Below are 17,880 nucleotides of genomic sequence, written 5' to 3'. Positions count from 1 at the left end.
ACTGTACCCACTACTAGACATAGTCAAGTAGTGGGACCGCAAGCATTGACCGGGCCTCGATTTCTGAGGCGCTGGCTAGGTAGGAGAGCCAGGCTGATGGGCCGGCGCCGGCCCGATACGTGCCAGTCGTAGCGCGGTCGGTATGTATCGCGCCTCGGGTGCCTCGGCCGTCAGGGCTCGGCGGACGGGAAGCCGTACCGTGACGCGGAGACCTCCGGTGGGGCGGGGAGTGAGGGTGAGGGTCCCGTCATGGGCGTAGGTGATGCTCTTGACGATCGCCAGTCCGAGGCCGACGCCCGCGTGGTCGGTGCGGATGCGTTCGCTGCCGCGCTGGAAGGGCTCGGCGAGGGTGGCCACCAGCTCCGGGGTCAGCTGCTCGCCGGTGTTCTCCACGGTGAGTTCCGCGTAGTCGGCGTGAGCGCTGGTGATGACCCAGATGGTGCCTTGGCCGGGCAGGTTGTGCACGATCGCGTTGTGGACCAGGTTCGTCGCCAGTTGCAGGAGCAGCGCCGGTGAGCCGATGGCGGGGGGCGCCGCGCCGCCGGAGGTGTCGATCGTCTCTATGGTCAGGCCGCGCCTCTCTGCCATGGGGAAGAGCGTTTCGGCGGCTTCCTCGGCGACCAGTGAGAGGTCGACTTCCTCGCGGGCGAAGGACCGCTGGTTCGCGCGGCTGAGTAGCAGGAGCGCCTCGGTGAGGTCGATCGCGCGGGTGTTGACGACGTGCAGCCGGTCGATGAGCTGGCCGGTGTCGCGGTCGGGGTCGTTGCGGGCGGCGTCCAGGAGGGACTGGGTGATCGCCAGCGGGGTGCGCAGTTCGTGGGAGGCGTTGGCGGCGAAACGCCGTTGTTCGGCGACGTGCGCCTCGAGCTGCGCGAGCATGGTGTCGAAGGCGTCAGCGAGTTCGCGGAACTCGTCGTTGGTGCCCTCCAGCTCGATCCGGTGGGACAGCGAGCCGGTCGCGGCCAGGCGGGTGGCGTCGGCGATGCGGGTCAGCGGGGCGAGCATGCGGCCGGCCAGGAACCAGCCTCCGACCAGCCCCAGCAGTAGCAGGAAGGCTACCGCCACGGCCGCGGCGGGGATGAAGCCGTGCATCAGGTCCGATTGGCTCGGACCGGTGATGACCACGGGACTGTTGCCCATGCCTTTCGGGGCGTACTGCTGCGCGTTTTTGATGACGGCGGCGTTGTCCGGCAGCCAGCGCAGCGCGAAGATCCAGGCGACGCCGATCAGTAGGGAGCCGGCGAGCATGACCAGGCCGGCGTAGCTGAAGGTGAGCTTGAGCCGGGCGCTCATACCCGGAGGCCTAGTCACGGTTTCCGCTCATGGCGTTAGCTCCAGCCGTGATGCCGGCCTCGGCGTCGATGCGGTAGCCGACGCCGGGAACCGTCGCGATGATCCAGGGCTCGCCGAGCCGCTTGCGCAGCGCCGAGACGGTGATGCGGACGGCGTTGGTGAAGGGGTCGGCGTTCTCGTCCCAGGCCCGCTCCAGCAGCTGTTCGGCGCTCACGACGCCGCCCTCGGCCGCGACCAGGACCTCCAGGACGGCGAACTGCTTGCGCGTGAGCGCGACGTAGCGTCCGTCCCGGTACACCTCGCGCCGGAACGGATCCAGCCGCACGCCGGCGATCTCCCGGACCGGGGGGCGGCTGTGGGCGCGCCGACGGTCCAGCGCCCGCAGGCGCAGCACCAGCTCCCGCAGCGCGAAGGGCTTCGTGAGGTAGTCGTCGGCGCCGAGTTCGAAGCCGCTGGCCTTGTCGTCGAGCCGGTCGGCGGCGGTCAGCATGAGGATCGGCATCCCGGTGCCGGAGGCGATGATCCGCTTGGCGATCTCGTCGCCGGACGGCCCGGGGATGTCCCGGTCCAACACGGCGATGTCGTAACTGTTGACGCTCAGCAGCTCCAAGGCGGTGTCGCCGTCACCGGCGATGTCCGCGGCAATCGCGTCCAGGCGCAGGCCATCACGGATGGCCTCTGCCATGTAGGGCTCATCCTCCACGACCAACACACGCATGCCCCGATGGTACGAGGCGGTGTATATCGTCGGCATACCGAAAATCACGCGATGAGCCGGGCTGTGGTGCGGGTGTGGTGCGCGGCGCGCGGTGTGGTGCGGTGTGACGCAAGGGACTCCGGGCGCGAGCTACTGACCCGCGATCCGGTCGACCAACGCCTTCGCCGCCATGAGACCGGCGGCGATCTGGTTCGCGCCGGGCTGGCCCAGCACGACGCCGGTGATCGTGGTCTGCTTCCCGCCGATCGTGCGGACCGCCTGGAAGGCGAAGCAGCCGCCGGCCGCGTCGTCCGAGCCGGTCTTGACGCCGACGAACCCGTCGTGGCCCACCAGCGTGTCGGTGTTGGCGACCGTGCCCGCGACCGGCAGTGCCGCGCTCGGCATCGCCACGATGTCCGCGAACACCGGCAGCCTCATCGCGCGGGCGACGATCTGTACCTGATCGACCGCGGTCGACACCGTCGCCTCGTCGAAGCCGCTCGGATCGGTGTAGCGGGTGTCGCGCATGCCCAGCGACTGCGCGGTGGCGTTCATCCGCGCGACGAACTGGTCCACCGAACCCGCGTCCCACCTGGCCAGGACCACCGCGATGTTGTTCGCCGAAGGGAGCAACAGGGCCTGCAACGCTTGCCTCTCCGTCAGATGCTCGCCGGCAGCGACGGGAACGATCGACTGGTCCTGCGAGCGCCGCTGAGCGGTGTCGGCGACGTCGGCGTCGGTGAGGGTGAGAGCCGGACCGTCTTGGCCGGCCCGCAGCGGATGGTCGCGGAGCACGAGATAGGCGGTCATCACCTTGGTGACGCTGGCGATCGGCGCGGCGTGCTGGTTCGGTCCGGCTTGGACCCGGGACTGTCCGGTCTCGATGAAGGCGGCTTGTCCGTGCGCCGGCCACACCGTGCTGGGAGTGGCAGCATGCGGATCCGACGACGCTGAGGAGGACGGCGGCAGCGGTGCGAGCGGCGGCAGCCCGGGGAGCGAGGGAGGCGCGCCGAAGGAAGCCGGCTCCGGGTCTCGATGCCCGTTGACCGCCGCCAGCGCCGCGTAGGACAGCACACCGGCCAGCACCGCGCTGAGCAGGACAAGAGCGGTGAGGACGGTCCGTCGGTGACGGAGCGCCGTCGTTCGTGCGAGATCACTGGAAGCCACGCCCCCAGTCAAGGCAGCGCGCTGTTGCCACCCTGTATCCGGTTTTCGGTATGTCGACGATATGCCTGCCGACAGCAGCCGAAGCGTGTCCGAGACGGACGATAGGCTGCGCCGGTGCCTGAGGACCTCACAGAAGACGAGCGTCTCAATACCTTCATAGCCGAGCTGATCGCCGATCCGCGGCGGGCCAAAGTTGTCGCGGCGCGGTGGGCGAAAACGGTGGGGACAAACGATTCCGTCGCCTTCCTTGAGGAAGCGTGCCGGATGCTGGCCGCTGACAAGGACTTCGACGCCGCCGCAGTCTGCTTCAGCCACGTCTGTGACCTCGACCCCGCAGCCGACGACGACGGTCTGCACCGGCTGCACACGCGCTTCCTGGACTTCGCCCCGCAAGAAGCGATCGCGCCGAAGGACTACCGCGCCTATGCCAAGACCCTGACGGAGAAGACAGATCCCGCTACCGCCCACGCGCGCTTCCGGGAGGTGGTCTGCGCGGCGCTCGACGTCGGCTTCGTGCCGTACGCCGCGGTCTTCCCCGACCTGCGTGCGCTGGCGCGTGCCGCCGGGATCAAGCGCGCCGTCGAGGAGGCGTTCCTCGCCGATCGGATGCTGCGCGGCGGCGCGCTGGCCGGTGCGTCGTTGAAGGTCTGGCAGGCTGCGGTGCCCGCGCTGGAGCGGCTGGCCGTCGGCGACGAGGAACTGCTCCGCCTGCTGGTCGCGTCCCAGCCGCGGGACGGATCGGAGGATCCACAGGTCGCCGAGCAGATCCGGCGTCTGTGGCTCGGGCTGCTCGCCGAGGTCGGCGCCGGTCGGGTGCTGACCGCCGAGTGGTTCGCCGGACCCGGCGCGCGGTGTCCGATGGACGTGCTGTTCGCGTTGGTGGAGCAGGCCGATCTGCCGGGATGGCGACCGGACAACGGTTCGGTCCCGGACGATGACGCGCAGTTTGCCGCAGCCCGCGAATTCGCGCCCGGCGACCCGGCGGACGAGCGGTACACCTCGCCCGGCTGGGTGTCTCAGCACTCGAAGGTGCAGGAGTTCGCCGCGAGGATCCAGGACGGTGCGACCGACCGCACAGTGCGAACCGCCTGTGTCGAGGAGTTGAGCGGCTTCGTCGCTCGCATCGGCTACTTCGCCAACGTCGACTATCGCAAAGAGCTGGCGCAGCTGTGGAACGCCGGTGACCCGGTGCGCGGCTTCCTGCGCCAGCTCGTGGACACCTGGATCGCCGACGCCGCCTCGACCGGCTTGCACGCCGTGGACGTTGCGCTGAACCGGCTCTCGCGGCTCGCCGATGCCGGATATCAGAATCTTGATCCAGGCTTCGGCGCGGCGCTGCCGATCACCGATCCGGCGGTCGCGCTCACGATGACGCTGCGAGCCGGACTGCCGGCGGAGCTGACGCTGCCCGGGCCGCTCGGCGAATCCGGGGACTCGCTGCCGTCCATGCTGCGCGTGGCGTTGGACGGTGAACGGCTCGCCGTCTTCACCGGCTTGATCGTCCACGTCATGCAGCCCGGGCAGGAGAACATCAGGTTCCGGGCGCCGACCCTGCCCAACGACGCCTCGGTCGTGCTGTGGCACGACGGTGTCTCGGCGCGTCTGGCCCGCCGCGTGCACAGCGCTGAGGGCGAGCGCCGGTTCAGCTTCAGCATCGACCCGACGGACCGCGATCCGCGCATCACCCTCGATCAGGCTCCGACGTGGCCTCAGGCGCCGAGCGAGGCGCAGATCGTCTTTCCTGGGTCGAGCGGGGCGAGCGAGGCGACGCGGGTGTCCAGTGCTGACGGATTCGCGTACGTCTACGGACCCGACGGCGCCGTCACGGTCCGCATACCGTTCGGCGGACTGCAACGTCAGAAGCGTGCACCCCGGCTCGTCGCGCCGCCGGCGTGGTGGGAACACCTCGACGCCGTCGACGCGACCGGTTCGGCAGCTCTGCGCGCCGTCGACGAAGCGCAGGCACAGCGGCTGCTCATCGCCGGATTCCAAGGCCCGCAGACGGTAGCCGACGCGGTGTCGGAGGTGCTGCCCGACGTCACTGACCCCCGGCTGGGTGCCGCGGTGGCCGAGGCCGCCGTCACCGCTGCCCGGTGTACGACCAACGCCGCGCAGCTGCGCCAGCGCCTTGGGCTCGCGCAGCCGGAGTCCCTGCCCGAGCTTCTGCGATGCCGACCTGAGCTGCCGTTCTATCGCGACAGTGCGGCGGTCGTCGGCGGGCGGCTGCTGGACGCGCTGGTCCAGGACGTCCTCGCGCAGGAGCCCGAGCCGGACGGCAGCATGCGCCTGGTCCGGACCGTGGAGGTACCGACAGGCGCTGCTTCCTTTTGGTACGTGGGTCATCTGCTCGGCGGGTCCGCCCTGCGGACAACCTGGTCGTGGCTGTCGGCCCATGACCGGGATCGGGAGCTGGAGCGGCTCCAGGCCATGGTGAACACGCCGCAGTCCGACGGCTCGCGGCGGTGGCGCTACCGCACCCTCAAGCGCGACCGCAATTGGTCCGCCGACGTTCGAGGGCAGCTGTGGAGGACACCGACGAGTGTCCTGGCGGTGCTGTCCCACACGCCGAGAGACACAGTCTCCATGGCCGAATACGCGCCCGACGGCGTCTTCGACCCGCGCGTTCCCGATGGCTGGCCCGACGTCACCGAACACGTCCGGATGCCGGTCTGGGGAGGTCCGGACCAGGTCACCGCGCTGACTCGGCTGCTGGCACAGAAGGATCGGGGTCCGGTCGCGTTCGATGCCGGGCAGGCGATCCTCCTGGCGGACAAGACCGGGATCGGTGTGCCGGACGCCGCGGTTGCCTGCTTCGGCGCCGAGAACGCCGACCAGCCCAGAAAGATCCGCGCGCTGTACGGCGCCCGGGTCGTGGGATATCGCGAGCTCGACGACCTCAGGGAGAGGCTCATGCCCGGCGATCCCGCCGACCTGTGGACGACCGGGCTCGCCGTCGAGGAGGCGGCCCGGTGGTGGAACAGTCACACCCACTCGGACCGGTGAGGGAGATCGGCGCCCGGCAAGGGGCGATCATCGAGGTGGCGGACGTGCTGACTCGAAATTCTGGAGGCTCGCCATGGAGTACCTCGTCACGATGACCACTCATGTGCCGGAGGGGACCTCGGCACAGGAGGTGGACGCGATGCGGGCCCGGGAGGGCGAGCACACGCGCGAGCTGGCGGCGCAGGGGCGGGTGGTGCGGCTGTGGCGTCCGCCGCTGGCGCCGGGGGAGTGGCGCACGATCGGGCTGTTCACCGCCGAGGACGCCGGCGATCTGGAGCGGACGTTGGCGTCGATGCCGCTGCGTATGTGGCGGACGGACGAGCCGGTCGCGCTCGGCGTGCACGGCAACGATCCGGGGCGCGGAGCCGTGGCGCCGGTCGCCGGCGACGCCGAGTACCTGGTCACGTTCCATGTCCGCGTGCCGGAGGGCGCCGATGCCGAAGCCGTCGAGCAGATGAACGCCGGCGAGGCGCGCCGGGCTGCGGAACTGGCTGAAGAAGGTCGGCTGGTGCGCCTGTGGTCGCTGCCCGAGCAGGGGCACAACCTCGGGCTCTGGCAGGCTCCTGACGCCGCCGCGGTGGACGCCGACCTGCGGTCGCTGCCCATGACGGCGGCCGGGTGGCTGACCGTCGAGACCCTTCCGCTCAGCCCGCATCCCAGCGATCCGGCGGGCTGAGCGCGCCCCGTGCGCCCCGCCTCGTCCACGATGCCGTTGACGTCACGCGATATCGTGTCCGGACATCGACCCTGGGAAGCGATCATGGAGGGCAGGGCAGTGGGACAGCACGGGAAGGCACCCGAGGACGTGGAGAAGGTCTTCCGCCTCTTCGACCTGGACGGCGACGGCAGGATCACGGCTGCGGAGCTCAAATCGGCGCTCGCCGAACTCGGCGAGGACGTCACCGAGGAGGACGCCGCCGAGCGGATCGGCTCCGGCGACACCGACCACGACGGGACGATCAGCCTGGACGAGTTCCGGGCTTTGATGGCGGGCTGAAGCCGGGCGCACCGCGCCTGGAACGGCTCGCTTTTGTACGGCCCGCCTCGCCCGCGCCCGGTCTGAACGGCCGGCTGCGGGCGCTGCCGGGTGTTTCGCAGTCCCATCCGGGCAGAAGTTGAGCCACACTGGATGTATGGCGAAGAAGTCGCGGAAGACTCGCGAAGGACGACGCAAGCGTGTGGGACGCGCCGCCGTGATGGCGGCCGGAGCGATCGCTTTGGAGACCGCCTACATGAAGAAGAACGGCTATCCCGTGGGGATGAAGACGGTCGTGCGGTGTCGTGCCGGACACCTGTTCACGACGATCTGGATTCCCGGCGCCTCGTTCAAGGCGGTTCGGCTCGGAGCGCTGCGGCTGCAGTACTGCCCGGTCGGGCGGCACTTCACGTTGGTGCGCCCGGTGAAGGAGAACGAGCTGACCGACGAGGTGCGGGAGGCTGCTGAGTTGAGCCGGGATGTGCGGATTCCCTGAGGCGCCGAGCGCGGACGCCGCCGCGTGACGCATCACCGAGGACGCGTCACGCGGACGGATATCTCAGAGCTCGTACATCTCAGAGCTCGTGTTTTTGAGCTCGCGCTTTACAGCCCGTTCTCCAGCAGCGTCTGCAGCGCCTTCGTGCGCTCCTCGACGTGGTGGGTGTTCGACTCCGACATGTGGTCGAAGGTCAGCACGCCGTCGACGAAGGTGATGCCCGAAGGGCTGAAGTACTCGCCGGTGTTGCGCACGATGACCTTCGACACGCCCTCGCGCAGCGCGTCCTTGCCCATGGCGTCGGCGCCGATCGCGCCGAAGGAGTCGGCCAGCGGCTGGAAGTACACGGCCGGGAAGTACTCGGCGTAGGAGTCCGCGTAGTCCGCGACGGCCAGCTCGTCCCACGCGACCTCGATCGGGACGTCGAACCCGGCGGCCTCGTCGATCCGCGCCTTCCAGCCCGGGTAGTCCTCGTTCTTGAACCGCTCGGCGCTACGACGTTCTGCCAAGCCCATGCGGACCTCCGTATGTGTGTTTCCGTTGAATGCTTGCGGGGTAAAGACGTTCCCGAGTTTCGCGTCCTGTCCGGGCACCCCACATCGGTGGAACCACGTAGCCGGCCACGCAATCAGGGCGTGGGCGGGCGCGACGCACGGCGGGCGTCGAGCAGCGCACGGGTCAGCGCGGCGCGGTTCGGCACATCGAGCTTGCGGTAGATCTGGCGCAGGTGCGATTCCACGGTCCGCACGCTCAAGAACAGCTTCTCGGCGATCGCGGTGTTGGTCATGCCCGTGCTCACCAAGTTCGCGATCTCGCGTTCGCGCGCCGTCAGGGGCGCCGAGGTGGACTGCGGATCCGGCTGGGCGTCGGCGAGGGCGGCCAGGCGCGAGCGGTGCCGGACCGCCTCCGTCGCCAGACGCCCCGCACCGCACTGTTCGGCCAGCAAAGCGACGCGGTCCAGCCAGCCGGCCACGAGATCGGCACGCCCGGCGCGCAGTGCGAACTCGGACGCGGCCAGCAGCGTGCGGCACACCTCGATCCGCTCCCCGCGCGCCGTGAACTCCCGGACCGACTCCTGCGCGCGCGTCAGCGCCGCCTCGTGCTCGCCGAGCGCGGCGTGCGCCCACATCCCGGCGCGCAGCGCGAAGGGACGCAGCGTCGAAGGCTGCTGCGGAGCCCGCTCGGCGACGGCGGCCCAGTGGTCGGCCTCCGCGCCGTCGCCCACCGCCAGCGCGGCCTCGGCCAGGGTGTCGCACCAGCGGGGACGGCGCCACGGGCTGATCCCGGACAGGTCCTCGCCGGCGACCTCGAGCAGCAGCGAGCGGGCCCGCACCGGATCGCCGGTGAACAGGACCAGCTCGGCGTGGAAACAGCGCACTGCGATGGCCCAGCTGGTGGAGGAGTCGTTCGCGATCGCCAGCGCGCGGTCCAGCGCCACCCGCACCTGCTCGGCGTCGCCGGGCTCGTCGCGCCAGTGCAGCGCGGCGGCGCGCAGATTCGCCGCGACCCCCGCCTCCAGGGCGTTGCCGCCGTGCTCGCCGATCCCCTCGTGCCGCCGGGCCACGCGCTCCAGCGTGCCCAGGGCCGTGCCCAGCTTGCCGAGCCGGCACTGGGCATTGGCCAGCACGGTCAACAACTCGCCGTCCAGGTGTGTCTGACCGGTGCGCCAGCTCAGCACCTCGGCGCGCGCCAGGTGGCGCTCGCTGTCGGTCAGCCGCCCGAGCAACCCCTCTGTCATGCCCAGTTGCAGCGGTGCGGCCAGGTTGGTCAGCAGCATGGTGTCGGGGGTGGCGTCGATGAGTTCGGCCGCCCGCGCGGCGCGGGCCAGAGCGGTCGCCTCGTCGCTGGTGAACAGGTGGCCCAGCGCCGACTGCGCCAGGGCGTGGGCCTCGCCGACGCGGTCGCCGTGCCGGGCGGCGATGGCTGCGGCGGTCTCGGCGTGCATCCGGGAGGTCTCGTAGTCCTGCACGTCGTACGCCGTGTCGGCCAGTTCGGCGTGCAGCGCGGCGGCGGTCGCCGAGTCGGTCTCGGCCAGCGCGGCCAGACCGGAGCGGGCCAGCGCGCCGGCTTCGAAGGGCCGGCCCAGACGCCGCTCGATGCGGGTGGAGTCCAGCGCCGCGCCGTCGGGCTGCTCCGGACCGGCCGAGCTGAGCGCGTCGAGCAGGGCCCGGCCCTCGGTGAACTCACCCGACAGCAGGCGCGCGCGGGCGAGCAGGACGTGGACCTCGTGCGCGTGGCCGTGCTCCCCGCGCAGCAACGGCAAAGCGGACTGCAGGTACTCGGCCGCGGTCGCCGGCGAGGCGTAGATGACGGCACGGGCAGCGGCGATCAGCGTCGTCAGGTGCTCAGGGTTCTGCGCATCCGCGGCGCGGGTGACGTGGCGCGCGCGGTGGGCGACCGGGGCGCCGGTCGCGGCGAGCGCGTCGGCGGCCCGGCGGTGCAGGGCGAAGCGGAGGCTGGGCTCGAGCCGTTCGTACACGGCCTCGCCGACCGCGCGATGCCGCAGCGCCAGCTGCGATCCGTGCTCGGCCGGGCGTATCAGGTCCACACCGGTGAGCTGGTCCAGCGCACGCACCGCCGCCGGCTCGTCGAGTGCGGCGATGTCAGCCAGCAGCGGCACGCCGAACGGCTCGCCGAGCACCGCCGCGGCCCGTATCGCCGCCAGCGCCTCGGGCTCCAGACCGGTCAGCTCCCCGAAGATCGAGGCGCCGGCCTCGGCGGTGGCGCCGGTGTCGCGCAGGGCACTCAGGACCTTGATGTACTGCGGATTGCCCGCCGCCTGTCGGTGGATCTCGTCGGCGTCCGGGTGCTCGCCGAGCAGCTCCGTGGCTTGTTCGCGGGTGAGCGGATCCAGGGGCGCGAGGCGCAGCAACCCGGTCGAGGCGTCGGCGAGCGTCGCGGCGGGGCGGGGCGCGAGTTGGCGTCTTCGGTAGGCCAGGACGCACAGCACCGGTCCGTGGGCCGTGGAGCCCAGCAGCCGCCCGACCAGACCCGGCTCGTCCGTGCCGAGCAGATGGATGTCGTCGACGGTCACCACGACCGGCCGGCCGGCGGCGGCGTGCGCCCCGACGGCGTCGACGACATGCGCGCACGCGGCATGGACATCGGGGCTCTGCGCCAGATCCGCGCCCCGGACGGCCACCACGGCCACCCCGGCGGCGCGTGCCGCGTTCCCCGCCGCCCACAACAGCGCGCTCTTCCCGATCCCCGGTTCGCCGGCCAGCGCCACCGCCGCCCCGGAACCGGTCCGGAGCCTTTCGACGGACGCCCGCAGGACGTTCAGGTGCCACTCACGCCCGATCAGAGTGTCGACCATGAAGTGAGCCTACGGGGTGGCGCGTCGGCGTGGCATAAACATCCTGAACGTCAATGGGGAAACGCCGGTGGTGAGCTCGAGAAGTGCGGCGGGGCTTCAGATATCTGTCTCGTCCTGGAATTCGCCGATGAGCTCTTCCAACAGATCCTCCAGTGCCACGACACCGACCACCGCATCAGTGTCCTGAGCTCCCTCGTCGCCCCCGGCGCCGCTCTTCACCAGAGCCAGTTGCGAGCGATACCGCCGCATCACGCTGACCGCCTCGGCTCCGGTCTGGTCCGCGCGCAGCGTCAGCGCGGTGCTGCGCAGGTCGGACACGTCCGGGTCGAGACCGGCGGTGGTCGCGCGCACCGCGTCGCGGACGTGGACCAGGCCGACCGGGTTGCCGTCGGCGCCGGTGACCGGGAAGCGGGAGTGGCCGGTGGCGCGGCTCAGGTCCTCCACGGCGCTCGCGGTGGAATCGCAGGGAACGGTGACGGCGTCCGTCCAGGCGATCATGACCTCGGACAGCGGCGTGTTCTGTAGGCGCAGCGCTTGGGCCAGAAGCCTTTGCTGCACTGCGGGGATCAGTCCGTGCTCGGCGGACTGTCGGACCAGCATCCGCAGGTCTTCGGGACTGTGCGCTTCGGCCAGTTCGCTTTGCGGCTCCACCTTCAGCAGGCGCAACAGGCCGTTGGTCATGCCGTTGAGGGCGACCAGCGGCCAGCGCACCAGCTGCGTGAAAGCCCGGAACGGCAGCGCGACCAGGGCCGCGGACCGTTCCGGGTGGGTGATCGACCAGGACTTCGGCGCCATCTCGCCGACGACCATGTGCAGGAACACGACCAGCGCCAGGCTCGCGGCGAACGCGATCCCGTACGACACGCCCTCGGGCAGCCCGGTCGCGGAGAGCACCGGGTCCAGCAGGTGCGCGACCGCGGGCTCGGCCAGGGCGCCCAAACCCAGCGTGCACAACGTGATGCCCAGTTGGGTGCCCGCCAGCATCAGGGACAGCTCGCGCGTGCCGGCCACCGCGACGCGCGCCGCGCGACTGCCCTCGGCGGCGGCCGCCTCCAGGCGGTGTCGTTTGCTGGTGACGAGGGCGAATTCGGCGGCGACGAAGAAGGCGTTGGCGGCCAGGAGAAGGGCGGAGACGACCAGGGCCCAGGCGCTGTTCACGAAGCCTCCCGGGCGTCGGGGGCGGCACTGTGTTCGGGGTCTGCGCTGTGTTCGGAGTCTTCGGCGTGGTCTTCGGTGTCCATCGTGATCAGCACGGTCGCCGGTACCTGCCGGCTGACCGCCGCGATGTGGATCAGCACCGACAGCATCCCGGGCCCGTCCTGCGTGTACGGCGCGCGGACCGCCAGCTCCACCTCGTCGCCGATGCGCGCGGTGCGGCCGAGGCGGTCCAGCACCAGGCCGGAGACCGTCGTGTAGTGCTCGCCTTCCGGCAGCGGGATCCCGGTGGCGTCGGCGGCCTCGTCGATCCGCATCCGTGCCGGGACGCTCCAGGCGCCGTCTGGCTGTCGCCGGACCACCTCGTCGTCCAGGTCGTCCTCGTCCCAGATGTCGCCGACCAGCTCCTCGGTGACGTCTTCCAACGTCACCACCCCGGCGAAGCCGCCGAACTCGTCGATGACGCACGCCAGCTGCCGGTGCTCGGAGCGCAGCCGCTCCAGCAACTCGGGGAGCGGAAGGTGCTCCGGTACCAGCAGCGCCGGCGCGCACGCGTCCCGGACCGGCGTCGTGGCCCGCAGTGCCGCCGGCACCGCCAGGACCTCGGTCAGTCCGGCGACACCGATCAGATCGTCTATGTCATGGCCGGTCACCGGGAACCGGGCGTTGCCGGTGATCAGCATCTCCACCACCAGGGAGACCGGCGCTTCGGCCGACACGGTGTGCACCTTCACCCGCGGCGTCATGGCCTGCCCGGCTGTCAGCCCTCGGAAGTCCAGCGCGCGGTCCAACAGCTCGGACAGCTCGGTGTCCAGCAAGCCCTGCGTGTGCGACTCGGAGATGATGTGCTGCAGGTCCTCCTCGCTGGCGCCCTGCGGCAGCTCCTCGACCGGCTCGATGCCGACGGCGCGGACCAGCCGGACGGCGGCGCCGTCGAACAGCCGGATGACCGGACCGACCACCTTCAAATACAGGAGGGTGGAGCCGCCGAGTGCCTTGGCCGCCTCGATCGGCTTGGCGATCGCCAGGTTCTTCGGCAGCAACTCGCCGACCACCATCTGCACCACGGTCGCCACGGCCAGCGCCACCACGACCGACAGCGACAGCCGCGCGTCGTGCGACCAGCCGGTGAACCCCAGCAGATCGGCCAGGCCGGAGCCGAGCAGCGGCTGGGCGACGTAGCCGACCAGCAGCGCGGTCACGGTGATCCCGAGCTGCGCCCCGGACAGCATGAACGACAGCCGACCGGTGACCTCGAAGGCGCGCTCGGCGGCGGCGTCGCCGTCCTCGGCGAGCTGCCGCAACCGTCCCCGGTCCGCGGCGATGTAGGCGAACTCCTGCGCCACGAAATAGCCGGTGGCGGCGGTGAGCACCGCGATGGCCAGCAGGCCCAGGAGGGTCAGCATGCGGCATCGCTGTCGGAACGCATGGTCAGGACCATACCGTGGACGACGTGCTGTGCGGCGGCACGCCGCCGGGCGCCGGGACGCGCGGCTAGGCCCGGCTCGGCGGCGTCGCGATCGGCGGGACCTCGATCGGCGCGTCGTACATGCGGATGTCGCGGGTGAGCAGAAGCGGCATGACTTCGTTGAGCCCGATCTCCTTGAAGTGGGCAGAGGCCCGGTGTCTGGCGAACGCCTCGACGTCCGCATAGCGCTCGATGCTCACGTAGCGCTCCGGCTGCGTCGGCGACCGGAAGATCTCATACGACAGGCAGCCGGGTTCGGCGCGGCACGCCTGCGCGAAACGCTCCAGGACGCGGCCGAGCTCGTCGGCGTTCTCGGGGCTGGAGGATGTGTCGGCGACGATGAGCACATGCGGGTCCATGGCGGCACAGTAGCCACTGCGAAGTCCTTCAGGTGCGCGGCCGGTAGGTGAACTGCGTGTTCTCTCGGCTCACGGCGGTTTTGCCGTACCTTGGTGGGAGGAGCTTCTGCAATCTCAAGGGGGACCGAAGTGCGTATCGGGCGGCGGATACTCGTGCTCGCGGCGGTCGTGGCGCTGAGCAGTCCAGCGGTGGCACAGGCGCGCGGCGGGGGCGGCGGCCACGGGTTCGGCGGGGGCGGTGGCGGCGGCGGACACGGCGGTGGCGGTGGCGGCTTCCACGGCGGCGGGGTCGGCTTCGTCGGCGGCGGGGGATCCGTCGGCGTGCTGCTGATCGTCGCGGTGATCGTCCTGATCGTGTGGTTCGCGTTCAAGGCTCGCAGCGGGAACGGCGTCGGCTCCAAGCGCGGCCTGAACACCGGGTCGGACCGGACGGCGCACCGCTCGGACGCGGCGGCGGCGCAGCGTGCCACGCAGATCGAGGCGCGGGTCGCGGCGGTCGCCGACAACGACCCGACTTATGCTCCCGAGGCGCTGAAGGCGCGCGCCGTCTGGCTGTACACGACCGCGCAGCGTGCCTGGTCCGACCGCGACCGCGCCGTGCTGAAGCAGATCCTGTCCCCGGTGCTCTACGTCAAGTGGGACGAGGAGCTGCGGGACTACCAGTCGCGCGGCGAGATCAACACGGTCGACATCGTCTCCGGGCCGAGCGTCCAGATGGTCAACATCGCCAACCGCGCCGGCGAGGTGAACGACACCATCACCTTCCGGATCACCGCGACGCTGAACGACCGCGTGGTCCGTGCCAACGGTTCCCACGCCGTCCGCAAGGACGGCTCGACGCGTCCCGTCGAGTACTGGACGCTGCGCAAGGACGCCTCCGGCGAGTGGATGGTGGCCTCGATCGAGCAGGCGGCCGAGGGCGCGCACCACCTCACCGACGCCATCGAGACCGACGTCTGGGACCAGAAGGCCGTCGCGCGCGACGCCGTGCTCGAAGTCGCCGAGAACGTCTCGGTCAAGGGCGCCGGCGACATCCTGGCGCTGACCGGCATCTCCTGGAGCACCGACGCCGACGCCGCCGCCGGGGACCTGAGCGTCCTGGACGGACGGTTCGACAAGGCGGTCCTGGAGGTCGCCGTCGAGCAGTTCCTCGAAGAGTGGGCGATGAACGACGGCAGCCTGGACTTCACCTCCGTGCGCACCGCCAACCGCACCGTGATGCGCAACGCCGCCGTCTCGGCGGTCGAGGTGCGCTCGCTGGTCTCGCGGGAGCCGATCGTGGTCCGCGTCGTGGTCGAGGCCGAGGGCTTCTATTACGAGGTCGACCGCCGCACCGAAGAGGTGCTGCTCGGCGACGCGCACAAGCGGCGCCCGGTCGTCTTCTCCTTCGACCTGCGCCTGGACGGCCCGACGGCGCGGGGGTGGACGGTGGTCGCCGCCGAGACGTCGCTGCCGGGGTCGCGGATCGCGCGCTGACCCGGAGTACTGATCCAGAGCACTGATCCGGAGCGCTGATCCAGGCTTCTCCCCGACTCGCCTGACTCGCCTGACTTGCCTGACCCGCCCGGAAGCTGTCCGGTTCGACCGACAACCATCGGAGGCCGCTCCGAGGTCGAGCCGGATAGAAGGGGGGTCAGATGACCGAATCCAGCGACACCGCCGACCCCGGCGCACTGTCCGCTTCGAACGCCGATGACTTCGACGTGTTCATGGCCGAACGATGGCCCCGGCTCGTCCGTTCCGCATACCTGCTCACCGGCAACATCCACGACGCCGAGGACCTCGCCCAGGCGGCGCTGGTCAAGGTGTTCTCCTCCTGGCACCGCGTGCGCCGCGCCGACAACGTCGACGCCTACGTCCAGCGGGTGCTGATCAACTGCAACAGCAGCCGGTTCCGCAAACGCCGGGTCCAGGAGAACCCCGTCGGCGACGTTCCCGACGGGCTGTACCTCGTCGGCGACCACGCCGACCAGGTGGGGGAGCGCAGCCGCTTCATGGCGGCGCTCGCCAGGCTCTCCCCGGGGCAGCGCGCGGTGATCGTCCTGCGCTTCTACGAGGACCTGACCGAGGCCCAGACCGCGGCGGCGATGGGCTGCACGGTCGGGACGGTCAAGAGCCAGACCGCCAAGGCTCTGGCGCGCCTGCGCCGGCACACGAATCTGATCCCTGTCATCCCGTCCGGCTCCGGGGAGGGAGCAGCATGAGCATGTTCGATACCGAAGACAGCGGCTCCGGTGCCGGGACCGGTGCCGAGCGGGCGCCGCTGCGGGCCCGGCTCGTCGCCGAGGCGGACGTCGTCCGGATCGCCCCGCCCCCCACGCTCGCGGTCCGCGAGGCCGGGGCGCGGCGTACGCGGCGTCGCAGGGCTCTGCAGGCCGGGTCCGGCGTGCTCGTCGCGTGCGCGGTCGCCGGGGCTGTCGTGGCGTGGGTGCCGGGGCGGGGTCCGGCGACGGCGGGGAACGGGGTGGTGCCGACGCACCCGACCTCGGCGTCCCCGGCACAGCCGTCGAGGCAGCCCTGGCCGACGGACTACGAACCCGACCTTCCCGGCTACCTGCACCGGACTGACCTGGGCAACGATTGGGTCGGGCCGTACGCCATCCCGGAGGGCAATATCAGCCCGACGCTGGCGACGTTCCTGGTGTGCGGAACCCACGTGGGGCAGCCCGAGCCGCCGCAACCACTGAAGAAGGCGGTGTTCCGCTCCTACAACGACGCCGATCCCCGCTACGGCCAGCTGCTGGTCGAAGGCGTCTACGAGTTCGCCCACGGCAAGGCAGCCGACACCATGCAGGTACTGCGCGAGACGATGAGCCACGGCTGCGAGGCTCCCGGCGTGATCGTCCCGGACGCGATCCCGGCCGGCGAGGACATGGTCGTCTTCGGATGGGGCCCGAACAAGGACCCGGCGCAGACGACCTCGTGGCTCATCTTCATCCGCAGCGGCGACAAGATTGCCTACGTCTCCACCGGCGACTCCGCCCCGTCCACCTCCTCCGCCGCCGGGCGCATCGCGATCGAGCAGAAGGCCGCGGCACGGCTGAAGCCGTGAGAGCACTACTGTGTGTCCGCGATCACTGCGCTCTGTTCCGGATGCCCCAAGTCTACAGGTGTATACTTGCGGGTATGAACCTTCACCTGCAGGGAAAGCGCGCACTGATCACCGGCTCGAGCTCTGGGCTCGGGGAGGCCACGGCCAGGATGTTGGCGGCTGAGGGGGCGGCCGTCGTCATCCATGGGCGGAACGGGGGGCGCGCGGAGGCGGTCGCGGCTGCCATCCGCGAGGGCGGCGGGGTGGCGACCGTCGCGCTCGGCGACCTGGCCACCGACGAGGGAGCTGCCGAGGTCGCTCGGCAGGCGAGTGCCGACGGGCCTGTCGACATCCTGGTGAACAACGCCGGGTTCTATCGGCATCTGTCGTGGGCCGAGGCGTCGCCGGCCGAGTGGAGCGAGACGTACAACGTCAACGTCGTCTCGGGGGTGCGGATGATTCAGCACCTGGTTCCGGCGATGCGGGAGCGCGGGTGGGGGCGGGTCGTCACCATCGGCGGCGGGCTGGCCTCCCAGCCGATGAACACCCACCCGCAGTACAACGCCACGCTCGCGGCGCGCCACAACCTCGCGGTGTCGCTGGCTCGCGAGCTCAAGGGCACCGGTGTGACCTCGAACGTGGTCTCGCCCGGCGCCATCCTGGTCGAGGCGACCAAGGAGCTCGTGACGCAGATCGGCCCGGCGCGCGGCTGGGGCGAGACGTGGGAGGAGATCCAGCCGAACGCGGTCCGGGCGCTCATTCCGAACGACCGGGAGCGGTTCGGCGAGCCGGACGAGATCGCGGCGGCGGTGGCGTATCTGTGCGGCCCGCATGCCGCCTATGTCAGTGGCGCGACGATCCGCGTCGACGGCGGGCTGATCCGCTCGGCGTTCTGAACGCGGCTGCTGGGTCGCGGGGC

At 70.9% G+C, this 17,880-nt stretch carries 16 protein-coding genes; 8 read left to right on the top strand and 8 right to left on the bottom strand.

What is annotated here, in order from left to right:
- Positions 1-75 precede the first annotated feature (75 nt).
- The 3 genes from CACI_RS28680 to CACI_RS50335 form a co-directional block, all read right to left on the bottom strand.
- Positions 76-1,293 carry a sensor histidine kinase gene (locus CACI_RS28680; protein ID WP_015794376.1) on the bottom strand — a complete coding sequence of 406 codons (1,218 nt, stop codon included), beginning with the start codon at positions 1,291-1,293 and terminating at the stop codon, positions 76-78.
- 10 nt (positions 1,294-1,303) lie between these two features.
- A complete protein-coding gene (locus tag CACI_RS28675; RefSeq protein WP_015794375.1) occupies positions 1,304-2,011 on the bottom strand; it encodes a response regulator transcription factor in 708 nt (235 codons plus the stop codon).
- Between the two features lie 129 nt (positions 2,012-2,140).
- Positions 2,141-3,157: a D-alanyl-D-alanine carboxypeptidase family protein gene (locus CACI_RS50335; protein ID WP_143765425.1), complete on the bottom strand. Its 1,017-nt coding sequence runs from the start codon at positions 3,155-3,157 to the stop codon at positions 2,141-2,143.
- A 114-nt stretch (positions 3,158-3,271) separates the two neighbouring features.
- Here CACI_RS50335 and CACI_RS50330 point away from each other — a divergent pair, with 114 nt between their 5' ends.
- The 4 genes from CACI_RS50330 (at position 3,272) to CACI_RS52880 (ending at position 7,632) form a co-directional block, all read left to right on the top strand.
- Positions 3,272-6,160 carry a hypothetical protein gene (locus CACI_RS50330; RefSeq protein WP_015794373.1) on the top strand — a complete coding sequence of 963 codons (2,889 nt, stop codon included), beginning with the start codon at positions 3,272-3,274 and terminating at the stop codon, positions 6,158-6,160.
- 73 nt (positions 6,161-6,233) lie between these two features.
- Positions 6,234-6,836 (top strand): muconolactone Delta-isomerase family protein, encoded by a 603-nt coding sequence (locus CACI_RS28660; protein ID WP_015794372.1) that lies wholly within the window; start codon positions 6,234-6,236, stop codon positions 6,834-6,836.
- Between the two features lie 84 nt (positions 6,837-6,920).
- Positions 6,921-7,157, top strand: a complete 237-nt coding sequence (locus CACI_RS28655) for an EF-hand domain-containing protein (RefSeq protein ID WP_049871741.1) — start codon at positions 6,921-6,923, stop codon at positions 7,155-7,157.
- A 136-nt stretch (positions 7,158-7,293) separates the two neighbouring features.
- The gene (locus CACI_RS52880) at positions 7,294-7,632 is read left to right on the top strand and encodes a hypothetical protein (protein ID WP_083795855.1); all 339 of its coding nucleotides are present in this window, start codon (positions 7,294-7,296) and stop codon (positions 7,630-7,632) included.
- 107 nt (positions 7,633-7,739) lie between these two features.
- Here the strand turns inward: CACI_RS52880 and CACI_RS28645 are convergent, their stop codons facing one another.
- The 5 genes from CACI_RS28645 to CACI_RS28625 all read right to left on the bottom strand — a co-directional run bounded on the left by CACI_RS28645 (position 7,740) and on the right by CACI_RS28625 (position 13,930).
- Positions 7,740-8,147 (bottom strand): hypothetical protein, encoded by a 408-nt coding sequence (locus tag CACI_RS28645; RefSeq protein ID WP_015794369.1) that lies wholly within the window; start codon positions 8,145-8,147, stop codon positions 7,740-7,742.
- Positions 8,148-8,260: 113 nt separating this feature from the next.
- Positions 8,261-10,948, bottom strand: a complete 2,688-nt coding sequence (locus tag CACI_RS28640) for a helix-turn-helix transcriptional regulator (protein ID WP_015794368.1) — start codon at positions 10,946-10,948, stop codon at positions 8,261-8,263.
- 96 nt (positions 10,949-11,044) lie between these two features.
- Positions 11,045-12,106 carry a hemolysin family protein gene (locus CACI_RS28635; protein WP_015794367.1) on the bottom strand — a complete coding sequence of 354 codons (1,062 nt, stop codon included), beginning with the start codon at positions 12,104-12,106 and terminating at the stop codon, positions 11,045-11,047.
- Entirely contained in the window at positions 12,103-13,509 is a 1,407-nt protein-coding gene (locus tag CACI_RS28630; protein ID WP_015794366.1) for a hemolysin family protein, read from the bottom strand. Before CACI_RS28630 ends, CACI_RS28635 begins: the two co-directional genes overlap by 4 nt.
- A gap of 88 nt (positions 13,510-13,597) precedes the next feature.
- Complete coding sequence (locus CACI_RS28625; protein ID WP_015794365.1) at positions 13,598-13,930, bottom strand: putative quinol monooxygenase; 333 nt, start codon at positions 13,928-13,930, stop codon at positions 13,598-13,600.
- A gap of 129 nt (positions 13,931-14,059) precedes the next feature.
- On the opposite strand from CACI_RS28625, the gene CACI_RS28620 reads away from it, so the two are divergent.
- From CACI_RS28620 to CACI_RS28605, 4 genes are all read left to right on the top strand, one after another.
- Positions 14,060-15,406 carry a TIM44-like domain-containing protein gene (locus tag CACI_RS28620; protein ID WP_015794364.1) on the top strand — a complete coding sequence of 449 codons (1,347 nt, stop codon included), beginning with the start codon at positions 14,060-14,062 and terminating at the stop codon, positions 15,404-15,406.
- A 161-nt stretch (positions 15,407-15,567) separates the two neighbouring features.
- Positions 15,568-16,134: a SigE family RNA polymerase sigma factor gene (locus tag CACI_RS28615; RefSeq protein ID WP_015794363.1), complete on the top strand. Its 567-nt coding sequence runs from the start codon at positions 15,568-15,570 to the stop codon at positions 16,132-16,134.
- Positions 16,131-16,982, top strand: a complete 852-nt coding sequence (locus CACI_RS28610; RefSeq protein ID WP_015794362.1) for a hypothetical protein — start codon at positions 16,131-16,133, stop codon at positions 16,980-16,982. Before CACI_RS28615 ends, CACI_RS28610 begins: the two co-directional genes overlap by 4 nt.
- 74 nt (positions 16,983-17,056) lie before the next feature.
- Positions 17,057-17,857 carry an SDR family NAD(P)-dependent oxidoreductase gene (locus tag CACI_RS28605; protein WP_015794361.1) on the top strand — a complete coding sequence of 267 codons (801 nt, stop codon included), beginning with the start codon at positions 17,057-17,059 and terminating at the stop codon, positions 17,855-17,857.
- The last annotated feature ends 23 nt before the right edge of the window (positions 17,858-17,880 follow it).

Source organism: Catenulispora acidiphila DSM 44928 (genome assembly GCF_000024025.1).
Taxonomy (GTDB): Bacteria; Actinomycetota; Actinomycetes; order Streptomycetales; family Catenulisporaceae; genus Catenulispora; species Catenulispora acidiphila.
The sequence above is the reverse complement of the archived record's forward strand: the minus strand, read 5'-3'. Positions and strand labels throughout refer to the sequence as shown.